The organism is Bacteroides sp. (assembly GCF_019417265.1).
Taxonomy (GTDB): Bacteria; Bacteroidota; Bacteroidia; order Bacteroidales; family Bacteroidaceae; genus Phocaeicola.
Genome location: NZ_DXVR01000071.1, coordinates 1 through 15524 on the forward strand (window position 1 = coordinate 1; position 15524 = coordinate 15524).

Here is a 15524-nt window from a genome sequence, read left to right on the forward strand (position 1 = left end):
GTTTTATATATTAAATAACCCGTATCTCTTTAATCGTTTTTTTTACTCTGAATACTAAAGAAAATAATTCTATTCTAAGAAAAAAATCACATTCACTTGTTTTTCATTCATTCTAAAAAACGTTGCCCGGCGATGGACAGCGTTTTTTATGTATTCAGTGGCAGAAAAACGCTTCGTCATTTTAATTAAAACGACGAAGCGTTTTAATCCAAACGTCGAAGCGTTTTGTTTTTACTTGGTTTGCGTATATCCTTCGGCCTTCAGCAGCTCTATGACACGTTGCTTGAAGTCACCCTGTATGATGATTTCTCCGTCTTTGGCCGAGCCGCCCACTCCGCATTTTGTCTTCAGAGTCCTTCCGAGTTCTTTAAGGTCGTCTTCGCTGCCTATGAACCCTGTTATCAGAGTCACGGTTTTGCCTCCACGTCCTTTTTTCTCTATCGAAACCCTCAGTTTCTGATTCTTTTTCTCCGGAGTTTCTATTTCTTCTTCTTCATCCTCAGTCTGATAGTTGAAGTCTGGATTTGTGGAATACACAATGTTCAGTCTTTCTTTCCAGTCGTTATTTTTCATTTCCTGTAAATGTTTATTTTCAATCAAAGATATAAACTTTTTCTTTATTATGTGTGCGTTTCCAAATAAATAGAGTAATTTTGCAATAAACAGTTTAGTTTTATTTATGTCATGATAGCGCCAGTTAATAAAATATCGGATAAAATACCTGAACCCACACTCCGTCGTTTGCCTTGGTATCTGTCCTGTGCAAAACTGATGAGGGAGCAGGGGGAAAAGTATGTGTCGTCCACTCAGATCTCCCGTCAGATAAACATCGATGCCTCGCAGGTGGCAAAAGATTTGTCCTATGTGGCTGTTTCCGGGCGTACCCGTGTCGGTTATGACATCGACTGTCTGATAAATGTGCTTGAAGACTTTCTCGGCTTCACTAATATGCATAAGGCATATCTTTTCGGAGTTGGTAGTCTTGGTGCGGCATTGCTTCAGGACACAGGTTTGTCGCATTTCGGACTCGAAATCGTTGGCGCATTCGATGTCGACCCGCAGAAGGTAGGCACTACCATTGCCGGAATACCGGTCTATCATACGGACGAGTTTCCGGAAATAATGAAAAAGTCTGATGTGAACATCGGAATACTTACTGTTCCCATCAGTATAGCGCAGAGCATTACGGACTATATGGTAGACGGAGGCATTAAGGCTGTATGGAACTTTACTCCTTTCAGAATTCGTGTGCCGGAAGATATAGTTGTGCAGAATACCTCGCTGTATGCCCATTTGGCTGTCATGTTCAACCGTTTGAATGAATTAAAATAATCATTATTTATATATATGAAGATTATCGCTATAGGGATGAACTATTCCCTCCACTGCAAAGAACTCCATGCGGATGAGTCCCTGCCACAGGAACCGGTCATTTTCATGAAGCCGGACTCGGCTCTTCTCAAGGACAGCAAGCCGTTTTTTATTCCTGATTTCTCGCAGCAGATAGATTACGAAACAGAACTCGTGGTGCGTATAAACCGACTCGGAAAGAATATCTCCGAGAGATTTGCCCACAGATATTACGACGCTGTCACCGTAGGTATAGACTTTACGGCCCGTGACCTGCAGAGAAAGTTCCGTGCCGAAGGAAAACCGTGGGAACTGTGTAAGGGCTTCGACAACTCTGCTGCCATAGGCGACTGGGTAAGTATTGAAAAGTTTAAGGATATACAGGATATTCATTTCCATCTTGACATAGATGGCAAGACTGTGCAGACTGGCCACACACGCGATATGCTCTTCGGTGTAGACAGGATAATAGCATACGTCAGCCGGTTCTGTACTCTGAAAATTGGCGACCTGCTGTTTACAGGAACACCGGTAGGGGTAGGCCCAGTGAGTATAGACAATCATCTGGAGGGATATCTTGAAAACGAAAAAGTATTAGATTTTTATATACGATGAAGATAAGAGTAGGATTTGGTTTTGACGTACACCGCCTTGTTCCGGACAGGGAATTGTGGTTGGGCGGAATAAAATTAGAGCATGAATTGGGGTTGCTCGGCCACTCCGATGCCGATGTGCTGATACATGCCATTTGTGACGCTCTTTTGGGAGCAGCCAATATGCGCGATATAGGATTCCATTTCCCGGACAACGCAGGTGAGTTCAAAAACATAGACAGCAAGATTCTCCTTGCCCGTACAGTAAAGCTTATAGCAGAGAAAGGTTATACAGTAGGCAATATAGATGCTACAGTATGTGCCGAGCGTCCGAAGCTGAAAGCGAGAATTCCTGAGATGCAGGAGGTGCTTGCCAAAGTCATGGGTATTGATGCGGAAGACGTTTCCATCAAGGCTACTACTACTGAGAAACTTGGATTCACAGGACGCGAAGAAGGAATTTCGGCTTATGCCACTGTCCTGATAGAAAAGCAATGAGTTTATAGGGCGTTTAAACAGTATTTAAATGCTGTTTAAACAGTATCTAAATTTGCTTTTTTACTCCGTTTGCATTTCAAGGATTATTCATTTATCGTTCAATATTCGTTCATTCCCCGTTCAGCAGCTGTTCAGTGAACGCCTGCAGAACGGGGAATGAACGTGTTTTGAATGCTGTTCGAACGCCCTTCGAATGTCGTTCTGAAAGAGTTGGATTTACAGAACCAGTCCTAAAGTCAGCATAATTCCGAATATCAGCATATTCCTTGAGGTTTCGCCGAGAATCATGTTCAGAGCTTTTCCCTTGTTTATCTTTGCCATTTTTATGGTAGTCATTATATGCATTACCAGATAGAACTGTGGCAGCAGTACCGCATAAATCTTTCCTATTGTCAGGAAATAGAAGCAAAGCCAGCATGACGCAAGTCCGAGCAGGAAGTAGAGTATAAGTCCCGCTTTTGCCCCAAGTCTTACCACTATGGTTTTCTTTCCGCTTATGGCATCCTGCTCTCTGTCGCGGAAGTTGTTTATCATCAGCAGAGTGTCAATTATTAATCCGCATGCCAACGAGGCAACTGTAACCGAAGTGTTCCATCCGTGCGACATGACATAATATGTGCATCCCACAGGTACAAAACCAAAGAAAACCAGTACAAGCACATCTCCCCATCCATGGTATGCCAACGGATAAGCTCCTGCCGTATACAGAAAGGCGAATATCATGCATGCCAGCCCTACGGGTATCAGTTCCCATCCTCCGAAATTCAACAGCGACAGTCCTGTTATTCCGGCCAATATTGTAGTCACACATATACCGGTTTTCATCGCTTTGGGTGAAATCCACCCTTGTGCACAGGCACGTTCCGGACCTAAACGATCCTCTCTGTCCGTACCTTTCAGAAAGTCGAAAAGGTCATTTATGAAATTGGCATCTATCTGCATCAGGAAGGCAAACAGGAAACACAGCACGGCTGCTGTTACGTTGAAATGGCCGTAAGTGTATGCCAATGCGCATCCTAACATAACCGGAATGGCGGCTCCTGTCAGTGTCTTGGGGCGTGCTGCAAGAACCCAGGCCTTTATGGAATTAGTCTTTACTGTCATAATCTTTTTTTTCTGAAACTTGCTGCAAAGTTACTACATAAAACGCTACATTTGCGTAAAAACAGATAAAATAAACACCATGAAGTTTCCCGGATTTGTAAACCTGTTATTGCTGCTGTCGCTATTTGTACTTTCTTCCTGTGCCACGGCCTCTTTTTCGCGATACAAAGGAGTAGGGCGAATAAAGACCTATCACATTGAGTCGTCAGATTTGCCGGCATCGTTCGATGGCTTCCGTATGGCTTTTGCCACTGATTTTCATTATGAGAGCCGTTTCTCTCATAAGCGTCTTCACTCTATGACGGATGCCCTGAGTTCGCTTGATGCAGATGTGCTTCTGCTTGGCGGCGATTACAGAGGGCGAAATGGTGGAAACGTAGACGAACTGTTCTATGCTTTGAAGACTGTTGAAACTCCATACGGAACATATGCGGTGATGGGAAATCATGAGCGTGGCGAAAATGACACTCTGGTGCGTAAGGCTATGGCTGAAACAGGTGTGAAACTGTTGGAACATGCCACTGATACATTGTGGAGAGGGGAGGACTTCATTCTTATAACCGGTATCAGAAATCCTTTTGACTTAGGGCGTAACGGCATATCGCCCACGCTGTCGTTGAAACCCGAGGACTTTGTCGTAATGCTGACTCACACTCCTGATTATGTGGAAGATACGGATATAAGTAATACGGATCTGGCACTGGCCGGTCATACTCACGGTGGGCAGGTAAGTCTGTTCAACAGATGGACTCCTGCCAAGTTTTCAAAGTACGGAAACCGCTTCCTGACAGGCAAGAAGTATAATTCGTCAGGCATTCCTGTTATTATCAGCAACGGATTGGGGACTTCGCGCAGGGATATAAGACTTTTCACTCCGAGCGAGGTAGTTCTCGTGATTCTTAAAGTGAAAAAGTGAACAGTTTTTTTTTATGATAAAATACGGCTCTGAAATTTTAACTTACTATTTTTGCATTGTGAAAATATATTTGGGCTGTAAAATGAAAAATAAGTTTATATCTGCCATATTATTGGCTGTTACGTTTTGTCTTGGCGAGATGCATTCGCAGGATATATCAAAACTTGTATATACCGAGGATACCACATTCTCGTCGGAAGGAGTGCGCGAACTTAGGTTCCGTTTTCGTAATCTTAACTTTTTCCGCGACAGTGAATATAAGGGAAGCTTGGTGAAAGGCTATACTTTGCCCGGCTTGTGGGTTCTTCCTGCAGTTTCGTATCAGCCGCTAAAGACTCTTAAAATAGAAGCCGGTGCCTATATGTTGCGCTACTGGGGCGAGAATAAATATCCCAATACATATTATGCCACTCTTCCGGGCTATGAGTCCGGAGATACTCAAAGTGCATTTCATGCCGTTCCTTTCTTCCGTGTCCATTATGCTCCGCTTCCAGGAGTATCGTTGGTGTTGGGGAATATATATGGCCGTAACAATCATGGTCTTATCGCGCCTCTATATAATAAGGAGATGGTTATGACGTCCGACCCTGAGGCCGGAGTGCAGTTTCTCTGGAATACTCGCCATTTCAATCTTGACATGTGGGTGAACTGGGAAAGCTTTATCTTTCAGGGAGATAATCAGCAGGAGGAGTTTACTTTCGGGGTGTCTTCGCGCATAAAGGCAAATTCTCCTTCGCTCAAAGACAATAGCGTACATTTTTACGTTCCGTTGCAGTTGTTGTTCAAGCATCAGGGAGGAGAGATAAATACCAGTGCTGCAGAACGCAGTGTGAAAACCTGGCTGAATGCGGCAGCCGGATTTGGTTTGGATATAAAGATGCCTTTACGTAACTTCACAAAACTGAATATCGAAGCGGATGCCGCCTACTATGCCCAGCAGAAAGGCAGTGTTTTCCCCTTCGACAATGGTTATGGATTTTATGGCAAGGCTGTAGCCGATTTGAGGAACTTCCGCCTCCATGCCGGTTATTGGCAGTGTCATGATTTTGTATCTTTGATGGGCAACCCTTTGTTTGGAGCAGTTTCAATGTCAAACAGAACCCTTGTCTATAACAACCCTAAAACAGCCTTTTTAAGTCTTGAATATTCTCATCAGATAGGGAAAGGGTTTGCACTTGGCGTTCATGCCGATGTGTACAATACTTTTGCAGCCGATACTGAATGTACATCTGCAGGCGAGGATGGGAATCCTGTGACCGTATATTCGTCTGTTCCGAACTCCATCAGCTTTCTGGCAGGTATCTATCTGAGAACAGATTTCAGCTTCCTGATAAAACGATTCTGATATAAAACAGAAAAGGTTCACTGAAAAGTGAACCTTTTTGCTCTTCAGGTTGGACTTGAACCAACGACCCTCTGATTAACAGTCAGATGCTCTAACCGACTGAGCTACTGAAGAAGGTTGTTTTCTCGATTGCGGTGCAAAGATACTGCCTTGTTTTGAATTGTGCAATACTTTAAGCGAAAAAATAATAAAAATATTTTCATCTTCACATTTTAGCTTGCTTTTTGTAGTATCCAGGCAATGTGTATCTTCCTTTCCTTGACGAAATTAAGTTAAATAATAGAGCATTTCTGTTGTTTGAAACAGAATAATGCTTTTCTTTGCAATCCATATTTGGGGACACATTATTTAATATTACGAATGTAAACTTTTTAAAGATATGAACACTAAAAGAACTCTCATTGCAGCGTTTGCAGTACTCGTGGGATTGGGGCTGTTAAGTTTTAAGGGTGACGACCGTAATTTCAAGATTGCCAAGAATCTTGATTTGTTCAACTCTATATTTAAGGAACTTGATATGTTCTATGTCGATACCATTGATGTGGAAAAGATGATACAGAACGGTGTGAACGGAATGTTGGCCCTAACCGACCCGTATACAGAATATTATCCCGAGGAGGAAGTCAGCAGTCTTAAGGAAATGATTACAGGTAAGTATGGTGGTATAGGTGCCGCAATCAGATATTATGAGGCCAACGACCGTATAGTAGTGGTAGAGCCTACTGAAGGAATGCCTGCTGCCGAAGCCGGAGTGAAGGCCGGAGATATCATTCTTGAGGTGGGAGGAAAGGAAATGCTACGCGGCGACCTTAAACCGCAGGAGTTTTCAAGCAAGGTGAGCGATGCCTTGCGTGGTGAGCCGGGTACATCGTTCGTGCTGAAAGTTCTTCGTCCGATGCAGAATGACAGTACTGAAATGGAATTTAAAATCACGAGAAAGAGCATCCGTACCAATCCTGTTCCGTACTACGGAATGGTGCGCGACAGTATAGGATATATCGCTCTACAGGGATTTACCGACAACTGTTCGAAGGATTTCAAGAAATCGTTTATCGAACTGAAACAGAAAGGTGCCAAATCTCTTATCATCGACTTGCGCGACAATGGCGGAGGTTCTCTGTCAGAGGCTGTCGATATAGTAGGACTGTTTGTTCCTAAAGGTCAGGAAGTGGTTTATACTAAAGGTAAAATCAAACAGGCTGAGAATTCATTCAAGACACGTTTCGAACCGGTAGATACGGAAATTCCTCTCGTGGTACTGGTGAACGGAGCTTCTGCTTCTGCTTCCGAGATTCTGAGCGGTTCGCTTCAGGACCTCGACCGTGCTGTGATAGTGGGAAGCCGTACATACGGAAAAGGACTCGTACAGACCACACGTCCGCTGCCATACAACGGAACTCTGAAGGTGACTACTTCAAAATACTATATCCCAAGCGGAAGATGTATTCAGGCCATAGACTATTCGAAGAAGAATGCCGACGGTTCCGTGGCACGTACACCGGACAGTCTTACAAACGTATTCCATACAGCAATAGGCCGTGAGGTGCGCGACGGAGGAGGAATACGTCCGGACATCGAGGTGAAAGCTCCGAAATTCCCGAACATCATCTTCTATCTGATGAATGAAGATATGATATTCGATTATGCCACACAGTATTGCTGGACGCATCAGGCGCCTGTATCAGTGGCAGATTTCAAACTGACGGATGATGATTACGAAGCATTCAAGACATTGGTGAAATCGCGTGATTTCACTTACGACCGCCAGAGCGAGAAGATGCTGAAATCATTGAAGGAAATGGCTGAGTTTGAGGGTTATATGGATGGAGCAAAAGAAGAGTTTGCCGCTTTGGAGAAGAAATTGAACCATAACCTTGACCGCGACCTTGAGACATTCAAGAAACAGATAAGCGAATATCTGTCGCAGGAAATCATTACAAGATATTTCTATCAGCGCGGAGCGGCAATGGAGCGTCTGAAAGACGATGCCGACCTGGAAAACGCTGTAAAGGTTCTTCAGGACAAAGCAGAGTATTCGAAGATACTCTCTGTCGCAGAAGAAACGAAATCGAAGTAACTTTACAGAAATTCTTCGACGCAGAAAGCGGAACACGAACGTGACGCGGGTGGAACACGTTCGTGTTCCGCGCGTGACACCTACGTGTTACGCCCGTTACACGAACGTGTTACGGTTTCTGAAACAGAGCGTTTCTTATCTGATGACGAAACATAAATGAAAAGGACAGAAGGAATTGTCATAACTTTCCTTCTGTCCTTTTAAAATATCAGTCCTTGTAGGCTTTATTTCTCGTGGAAATCTCCGTTAGCCTTTATCAGTTCTATAAGTTTTTCTACAGCCTGTTCTTCCGGAATATTCTTTTCTATACATTCCTTACGCTTGTACAGACTGATTTTGCCGCGTCCGGCACCCACATAGCCATAGTCGGCATCCGCCATTTCGCCAGGACCGTTTACTATACATCCCATAATACCTATCTTCAGGCCTTTCAGGTGTGATGTAGCGGCCTTGATACGTGCTATTGTCGATTCGAGGTCGTAAAGAGTTCTTCCGCAACCCGGACACGATATATATTCAGTCTTTGATGTGCGGACTCTGCCTGCCTGTAATATGCCGAATGCTGTTTCATCGAGCTTTGTATCAGCAATGGCCGAAGAATTGTTGTACAGCAGGATGCCGTCAGTCAGTCCGTCTAAAATCAATGCTCCCATATCGGCGGCCGATTTTATCTGCAAATCCTCTACGGAACTTTCCTCGTACATCTGGAAGAATATCACAGGGTTGCTCAGACCTTGTCTTGTAAGCTGATGAACAAGGCCACGGTATTCTCCAAGTCGGTTTGGATGATTGCTTTGTGCGATAATTACTACTTCAGGATGCAGACGCAGACATGCTGTTACCTCTTCGTTGAGGCCCATATATGTGGTAAACAGAAATTTTACATCCGACTGTATCCGGTGCAGACCGATAATCTGCTGTGTGTTGAATGCCGGATAAGTGCCTTCCTCTCCGTTCCACACATTAGCGTCTACTATATATCCGATGTCCTTTCTTCTGTTCTCAGGAAAGTTCTGTCCGCAGTAAACATAATCCGGCTTGAACTGCTCGTTTACATCCATGTTGCCGTTCAGACGTACTGAAACCACTACCGGAAGGTTGTCACCTCCGATATTGCCAACAGCCTGTGTCTTGCGTCTTGAAGGGTTTGTATAGCAGAAATCATCAGCTTCCGCTCCCGGAATGTAAGGATGATTCTCACGCTTGATTATATAGTCCACCAGTTTGCGAGCCACTGGAATTTCTGCTTCCGGAGCTTCGCTGAGTGAAACACGTATCGTATCTCCAAGACCGTCGGCAAGGAGTGCGCCTATACCGAGAGCCGATTTGATGCGTCCGTCTTCACCGTCGCCGGCTTCAGTCACCCCAAGGTGCAGAGGGAATGCCATTCCTTCCTTTTCCATCTGTTCGGCAAGCAGTCTTACAGTCTTTACCATTACTACTGTGTTCGAAGCCTTGATGGATATTACTACATTGCTGAAGTTCTCTTCCACACAGATACGCAAGAACTCCATGCACGATTCCACCATACCTTCCGGAGTATCGCCATAGCGTGACATGATACGGTCCGACAATGAGCCGTGGTTCACTCCGATACGGATTGCAGTATGGTTCTCCTTGCAGATATTCAGGAACTTAACGAAACGCTCGCGTATCTTCTGTATCTCCTGTGTATATTCCTCATCGGTATATTCCAGACTTTTGAAAGTACGAGCAGGGTCTACATAGTTGCCCGGATTGATTCGTACCTTTTCGGCATATAGTGCGGCTGCATCGGCTACGTTAGGATTGAAGTGAACATCGGCCACGAGAGGAGTGTTGTAACCCTGCGAGCGCAGTCCGATGTTGATATTCTTCATGTTCTCGGCCTCGCGCACCCCTTGAGTGGTGAGGCGTACATATTCTCCACCTGCATCGATGATACGTTTGGCCTGCTCCACGCAAGCCTCGGTGTCCATCGTCACGGTGTTTGTCATACTCTGTATGCGTATAGGATTAGCGCCACCCATAGGAGTGGCGCCAACATATACTTCGTTTGCCTTTCGGCGTGAATAGTTGAAGTAATCCATTTAATTAGTCTTGTATGCGTATTTAACTTCTTTGAGTTCTTCGTTAGCCTTTACAATCTTGTTTTTCAGGCCTTCCTTGTAAGCTGCAAACTTCTTTGCCAATTCCTCGTCAGAGAGTGCTATCATCTGAACTGCCAGGATTGCAGCGTTCATTGCTCCGTTGATGGCAACTGTTGCTACAGGTATTCCGGGAGGCATCTGTATGATAGAGTAAAGAGCATCCACACCGTCGAGTACAGAACCCTTGATAGGTACTCCGATTACAGGAAGTGTAGTGTTGGCAGCAATAACTCCGGGAAGTGCGGCAGCCATACCGGCAGCAGCGATTATAACTTTCAGTCCTCTGTCTGCAGCACCTTTTGCAAATGCTTCAACTTCTGCCGGTGTGCGGTGTGCTGAAAGTGCGTTAATCTCGAAAGGAACCTGCATTTCGTCAAGCAGTTTGGCAGCCTTCTCCATAACAGGAAGGTCAGAAGTGCTACCCATGATGATACTTACAATTGGTTTCATTCTTTTTTATCTTCTTATTATATATTTGTTTGTTTTTGAGTTCTATTATTCGTTTATCAACTGTTTATATGCTTCGGCATCAAGTAGGTCATCGGCTTCAGAAGCATCTGTAGGTTTGATTTTCACAATCCATCCTTCGCCATAAGGGTCTTTGTTCACCAATTCAGGATTTTCTTCAAGTGCAGGATTGACTTCCAGTATTTCTCCTCCTATAGGCAAGAACAGGTCTGAAACAGTCTTTACCACTTCTATACTTCCGAAAGTTTCTCCTTTTTCCAATGTTTCTCCTTCAGTAGGGATATCTACGAAAATTATGTCACCAAGCTGTGATTGTGCATAGTCTGTTATACCTACATAGGCTTCATCTCCTTCAATACGAACCCATTCGTGTTCGTTAGTGTACTTTACGTTAGTTGGAAAATTCATGGTTTTAAAATTTATAAGGTTAGTATATCTTTTCAAATAAACAAAATTCCTGTGACACCACAAAATAATCCGAGGACAAATCCTCCGAAAACCTCTGTTAATGTATGTTGGCGTACAATAATGCGGGCAGTACAGAGCATTCCTGCCAGCAGAATGAAGCCGGCCAGCCACCATACGGGATTGAACTGAAACAGGAAACTGTATGACAGCAGTCCGCCTACCATCAGTCCGCTGCTTGCGGCGTGGGTACTTACCTTCAGCTTGAGATTGACAATCGTACACAGCACCATACATATAAGTACGGCCAATATGATGCCGCTCATATACCTTGGGGTGTGGATGCGATACATCGTGATAAGTCCGCCTACATAACTCAGTATGGTAAGTCCGTACGGAATGAATCTCTTCTCTCTATGTCCGAGTTCCTTTATTCCCCAACCGTTAATCTTCTGGAAAATGTATATGCCCAACATCGGAAACAGTATTGTGAAACAATACACAAGAGCAAGTATTGAAAACTTGTACGACAATGGCATTATACTTAGATAAGTAAATATGAATATCATAAGGAATGCCACGAACGGAATCATGAAAGGGGTGAATATGGCCGATACTATATATGATGTTATATATAGCGGGTCTTTCCTTTCTTCCTCTGTGAGAGGTATGGGCTTGTGATATGTCAGTTCGTTGGGAATATTGTTTTCTTCCATGATTTACCTTCTTAATCTTGCTACAGGTATGTTCAGTTGTGTGCGGTATTTGGCTACAGTACGTCTTGCTATAGGATATCCCTTCTCTTTCAATGCGTCAGCCAGTTCGTCGTCTGTGAGAGGTTTCTCCTTGCTTTCGTTGTCTACCAGTTCTTTCAGAATGCGTTTGATTTCTCTTACAGATAGCTCCTCACCGCTTTCGGTGGTATATCCGTCGCTGAAGAAAAATTTCAGAGGGAAAATGCCGAAGTTGGTTTGCACATACTTGCTGTTGCTCACTCTGGAAACAGTTGATATGTCAAGCTTTGCTCTTTCGGCCACATCTTTAAGTATCATCGGTTTCAGCAGAGTTTCATCTCCATCTGTAAAGAACGGACGCTGAAGGTCTATTATGGCCTGCATTGTACTGAGCAGTGTGTTCTGTCTTTGTTTCACAGCGTTGATAAATCCCTGGGCAGCGTCGACTTTCTGTTTCAGGAACATGAATGCGTCTTTCGCCTCCTTACTCTGGTTGGCCTTGTTCTTGGTCTGTTCTTCCAGCATATCGGTGAAAGTACGGCTCAGTCTTAGCTCCGGAACATTTCTGTTGTTGAGGCTCAAGATTATGTTTCCGTCATCCTCTGTTTCAACAATGAAATCAGGTATTATATGGTGCAGATTTTTTCCCATGGCTTCTCCCATTGAACTTCCAGGGCGCGGGTTCAGCTTGACAAGTTCAGCCACTGCGGCGTTATACTCATCTTCTGTGATATTCAGTTTCTGTATTATCTTCTCCTTATTCTTCTTGGTGAACTCGTCACAGAACTGGTCAATGATGTCATATTCTATTTTCTTCAATGGCGAGTCTTCTTTCCTCTTTATCTGAAGCAGAAGACACTCCTGAAGACTTCTTGCGCCTATACCTGCAGGATCGAAGTCCTGTATCACTGAGATGATATGTTCCAGTTCCTCTTCAGTGGTATAAATTCCCTGATATATGGCAAGCTCATCCATTATTGATTCAGTGGTTTTTCTCAGAAGTCCGTCGTCGTCTAATGAACCTATTATATATTCCCCAAGCATTTTCTGTTCTTCTGTCAGTTCCTGCATGTCCAGCTGCTCCTTCAGTGTCTCGTAGAATGAAACATTGTCCGAAAGAGGAATCTCTTCCGGAGTTTCACCTCTTGAACGGTTGTTCTCCTGCAATTTGTAATCGGGAATATCGTCCTCAGTGCGGTAATCACCTAATGAAACATCTTCATTATAATTGGTGTCAGGGTCAGCGTCCGGGTCTGTCGGATATTCGTTAGCCTGGTCTTCTGCTATCTCCGAAGGGTCTCTACCTTCTTCCAATGCCGGATTGTCAAGAATTTCGGCATGTACTCTTTCTTCCAACTCCACTGTTGGCAGTTCCAAAAGTTTCACCAGCAATACCTGCTGCGGTGAAAGTGTCTGCACCTGTTGCTGAGCCTGCGACTGTATTTGACGTGAGTTTTGTGCCATTTTATAAACTCTAAAATTTATTTATTGGCAAATGTAGTAAATTTATTGTGATGGTCAATCTTTGAAGTATGGTTTGTTTTTTGCATGTTCTGTTTTTATCGGTTTATTGTGGTTTATAAGTTTGGCTTTTGGAAAATACTTTATGTCTTGAATAGTTTCATTAATGGATGTTTATGTTAAATTTTATAGTGCCGACAATGCTATGCAGCATTCGTTATATGAATACGACCAGCGCACGAGCGTAGGGAGCGGTGCGGATTACACTTGTTCGCAGGATGCTAACCTCGGAACTAACACAGCCGGCAGTCATCGTGCGGCCGACTGGGAGATAACCGACGATGGCGACAGTCTTACGCTGTATTGCGGAAACACCGGACAGAGCTGGCAGATGGCTAAGGATTGTGGAAACACAAACTTTATGGTAGCTTTCAATTACGACGAACGTTGCGACGCAATGATAGCTCAGAATGAATGGATGCGTCACCGCTTTGCGATATGCAGCGGAGTGAAAACGGCCGAACCGGACAGAACTATAACATTTGTAGAGATACTTAACGCATCAGGCAAACAACCAGCTGTGGGTGAGGATATGTATTTTTATGTAGATGGTGTCAATACGTCCCTTAAGGCGAAGTATAATACCAACAATCGTCATGCGGTAAGCTCGTATTATCTGACAGACGTAATAGCTGAGTATATCTACAGCAAGCAGGTGGAAAACGGTATTAATATGAATGACACAGGTGTTAATTCGGCTGATAAACCTATCCTTGTTCAAGGCGCGAAAGGCGCGGAGGCTGTAGCCGTAGGCGGATTCTGGTATATCATTACCCCGTACATATCCCGTCCGAACGGAACACAAACAAGCTATGACTATAACGTCATGGATTCTCCGGCTGTGTATTACTGCAAGGCGGTTGCGGATGGCGTAAGGCTTCCGGGCGATAAGGAGGTCTTTCCGCTGTGGACAAACAAGAACATTATCAACGGCCTTATGAACTACCTGCGTACCTATGAGGGATGGACGGACGACGTGCCTGCGTATAACTCCGGCGGCGCCTGGTCGTGTGTTCGGAGCAATGGCTACTACGCTTGGTGCGTCTGTCTGGGCAATGGCACCTGCAACGGCAGCGGCACTAACGTCAGGTTGAGTGTGTGGCCTGTCTCGGAGTTCGATATAATAGAACAGTGGCTCGAAGCCGAAAGAGAATGCTATAAAAACAAGCATTCATCTTTCGAGGCTGCCATGTATCATTATCATTTATCAGAAATATACAAACTTATAGAAAGAATCCAAACCGGATATAAACCAACCACAAGCATATGTTTCGTATTAGATTACCCTGTATATAGAGAAGTATTTGCAGCGAACTATACAGACAGGATAGTTCATCATTATATTGCGCCAATGATTAACCGGGTAGCGGAGGCGGTGCATCAGGAGAATGGCGACGTGAGCCACGGCAACCGTATATGGCATTCTGCATCTACAGCCGTGCGGCAGATATATGACAACATCAAAGCCATATCTGAAGGCTACACCCGTACTTGCTATGTCGCCACCATGGACGTGAGCAGCTTCTTCATGTCGATAGACAAGGACGTGGCATATCGGGTGTTTGAGTATTACGCACATCGCACAGGCGTTGTGGATACGGAAAAGCTGGAACTGCAGAAGATTCTTATAGCGCATAACCCTACGGAAGATTGCGAAAGACGTTCGCCGGTGGAAATGTGGGAACATGTTTCTTCTCGTAAAAGTCTTTTCGGAACAGGCGAAGGAAAGGGTCTTCCCATAGGTAATTTCTATTCACAGCTTATAGCCAACCTTGTGATGGCTCTTGTGGATGAACGTATGAAAGATGTGTAGCATGTCGGATATACGAGATTTGTTGATGATATGTGCTTTGTCGCACGAACCGCACAGGAGATACTTGAAGTAAGGGAAATGCTTTTCGATTTCCTTGGAGGTTTGAAGCTCACCCTACACCGTGATAAGTTCTATATACAGCCGTACCGTCACGGAGTCAGGTTTTGCGGAAAGGTAGTGAAATGTAATAGGATTTACATATCGAACCGTACCGTCGGTGCTATAACGGAGAAGATACGGATTGCCTCGTATAGTCCCAACCGGAAAACAGCCGGACACTTGATGCAAAGTGTGAACAGCTATTTCGGGCTGATGAAAGATACTGCAAGTTTCAATATCCGGGAAAGGATAATGAATCAGGTGCTCGAATCTTTTTCCGAATGGCTTTACTTCGTCAAGAAAGGCGATAGCTATATATGCAGGATGAAAGCCAAACACAGCCCTGTAAAAACAAGCATAGCGGACGCTACCGCATTTATCAATATCCACAATGGCAAGAACAGATACATACGGAAAACTAAGAATAAAAGAAAAAAGCGGAATATTAACAGCTCAATTCAGAAAGATTATG

14 protein-coding genes, 1 tRNA gene and 1 pseudogene are annotated in these 15524 nt (G+C 44.2%); 8 read left to right on the top strand and 8 right to left on the bottom strand.

Features of this window, described 5'->3' with window-relative positions:
• Window positions 1–231 precede the first annotated feature (231 nt).
• On the bottom strand, window positions 232–573 hold the full coding sequence (locus QZ379_RS09075) for a translation initiation factor (protein WP_291563469.1): 342 nt from the start codon (window positions 571–573) through the stop codon (window positions 232–234).
• A gap of 111 nt (window positions 574–684) precedes the next feature.
• Here QZ379_RS09075 and QZ379_RS09080 point away from each other — a divergent pair, with 111 nt between their 5' ends.
• From QZ379_RS09080 to ispF, 3 genes are read left to right on the top strand one after another with little or no spacing between them, the layout of a single operon-like run.
• Complete coding sequence (locus QZ379_RS09080) at window positions 685–1332, top strand: redox-sensing transcriptional repressor Rex (RefSeq protein ID WP_291563472.1); 648 nt, start codon at window positions 685–687, stop codon at window positions 1330–1332.
• Window positions 1333–1347: 15 nt separating this feature from the next.
• Window positions 1348–1965 (top strand): fumarylacetoacetate hydrolase family protein, encoded by a 618-nt coding sequence (locus tag QZ379_RS09085; RefSeq protein ID WP_291563475.1) that lies wholly within the window; start codon window positions 1348–1350, stop codon window positions 1963–1965.
• On the top strand, window positions 1962–2441 hold the full coding sequence (gene ispF / locus QZ379_RS09090) for a 2-C-methyl-D-erythritol 2,4-cyclodiphosphate synthase (protein ID WP_291563478.1): 480 nt from the start codon (window positions 1962–1964) through the stop codon (window positions 2439–2441). Before QZ379_RS09085 ends, ispF begins: the two co-directional genes overlap by 4 nt.
• A 216-nt stretch (window positions 2442–2657) precedes the next feature.
• Here the strand turns inward: ispF and menA are convergent, their stop codons facing one another.
• Window positions 2658–3548, bottom strand: a complete 891-nt coding sequence (gene menA, locus QZ379_RS09095; protein ID WP_291563506.1) for a 1,4-dihydroxy-2-naphthoate octaprenyltransferase — start codon at window positions 3546–3548, stop codon at window positions 2658–2660.
• 76 nt (window positions 3549–3624) lie between these two features.
• Between menA and QZ379_RS09100 the strand changes: the two genes are divergently transcribed.
• Entirely contained in the window at window positions 3625–4461 is an 837-nt protein-coding gene (locus QZ379_RS09100; protein WP_291563481.1) for a metallophosphoesterase, read from the top strand.
• Window positions 4462–4543: 82 nt separating this feature from the next.
• A complete protein-coding gene (locus QZ379_RS09105; protein ID WP_291563486.1) occupies window positions 4544–5806 on the top strand; it encodes a hypothetical protein in 1263 nt (420 codons plus the stop codon).
• 40 nt (window positions 5807–5846) lie between these two features.
• Here the strand turns inward: QZ379_RS09105 and QZ379_RS09110 are convergent.
• A tRNA-Asn gene (locus tag QZ379_RS09110) sits at window positions 5847–5920 on the bottom strand.
• Window positions 5921–6185: 265 nt separating this feature from the next.
• Between QZ379_RS09110 and QZ379_RS09115 the strand changes: the two genes are divergently transcribed.
• Complete coding sequence (locus tag QZ379_RS09115) at window positions 6186–7883, top strand: S41 family peptidase (RefSeq protein ID WP_291563488.1); 1698 nt, start codon at window positions 6186–6188, stop codon at window positions 7881–7883.
• A gap of 224 nt (window positions 7884–8107) precedes the next feature.
• On the opposite strand, the gene QZ379_RS09120 is transcribed toward QZ379_RS09115, so the two are convergent.
• From QZ379_RS09120 to rpoN, 5 genes are read right to left on the bottom strand one after another with little or no spacing between them, the layout of a single operon-like run.
• The gene (locus tag QZ379_RS09120) at window positions 8108–9952 is read right to left on the bottom strand and encodes a 4-hydroxy-3-methylbut-2-en-1-yl diphosphate synthase (protein WP_291563491.1); all 1845 of its coding nucleotides are present in this window, start codon (window positions 9950–9952) and stop codon (window positions 8108–8110) included.
• On the bottom strand, window positions 9953–10462 hold the full coding sequence (gene purE, locus QZ379_RS09125) for a 5-(carboxyamino)imidazole ribonucleotide mutase (RefSeq protein WP_154043105.1): 510 nt from the start codon (window positions 10460–10462) through the stop codon (window positions 9953–9955).
• Between the two features lie 45 nt (window positions 10463–10507).
• A complete protein-coding gene (gene gcvH / locus QZ379_RS09130) occupies window positions 10508–10888 on the bottom strand; it encodes a glycine cleavage system protein GcvH (protein ID WP_291563495.1) in 381 nt (126 codons plus the stop codon).
• Between the two features lie 32 nt (window positions 10889–10920).
• Complete coding sequence (locus tag QZ379_RS09135; protein WP_291563497.1) at window positions 10921–11601, bottom strand: phosphatase PAP2 family protein; 681 nt, start codon at window positions 11599–11601, stop codon at window positions 10921–10923.
• 3 nt (window positions 11602–11604) lie between these two features.
• The gene (rpoN, locus tag QZ379_RS09140; RefSeq protein ID WP_291563500.1) at window positions 11605–13083 is read right to left on the bottom strand and encodes an RNA polymerase factor sigma-54; all 1479 of its coding nucleotides are present in this window, start codon (window positions 13081–13083) and stop codon (window positions 11605–11607) included.
• A gap of 202 nt (window positions 13084–13285) precedes the next feature.
• Here rpoN and QZ379_RS09145 point away from each other — a divergent pair, with 202 nt between their 5' ends.
• Entirely contained in the window at window positions 13286–14953 is a 1668-nt protein-coding gene (locus QZ379_RS09145) for a hypothetical protein (RefSeq protein ID WP_291563503.1), read from the top strand.
• Between the two features lie 30 nt (window positions 14954–14983).
• Window positions 14984–15524: pseudogene (locus QZ379_RS09150) on the top strand (hypothetical protein); the annotation flags it as partial.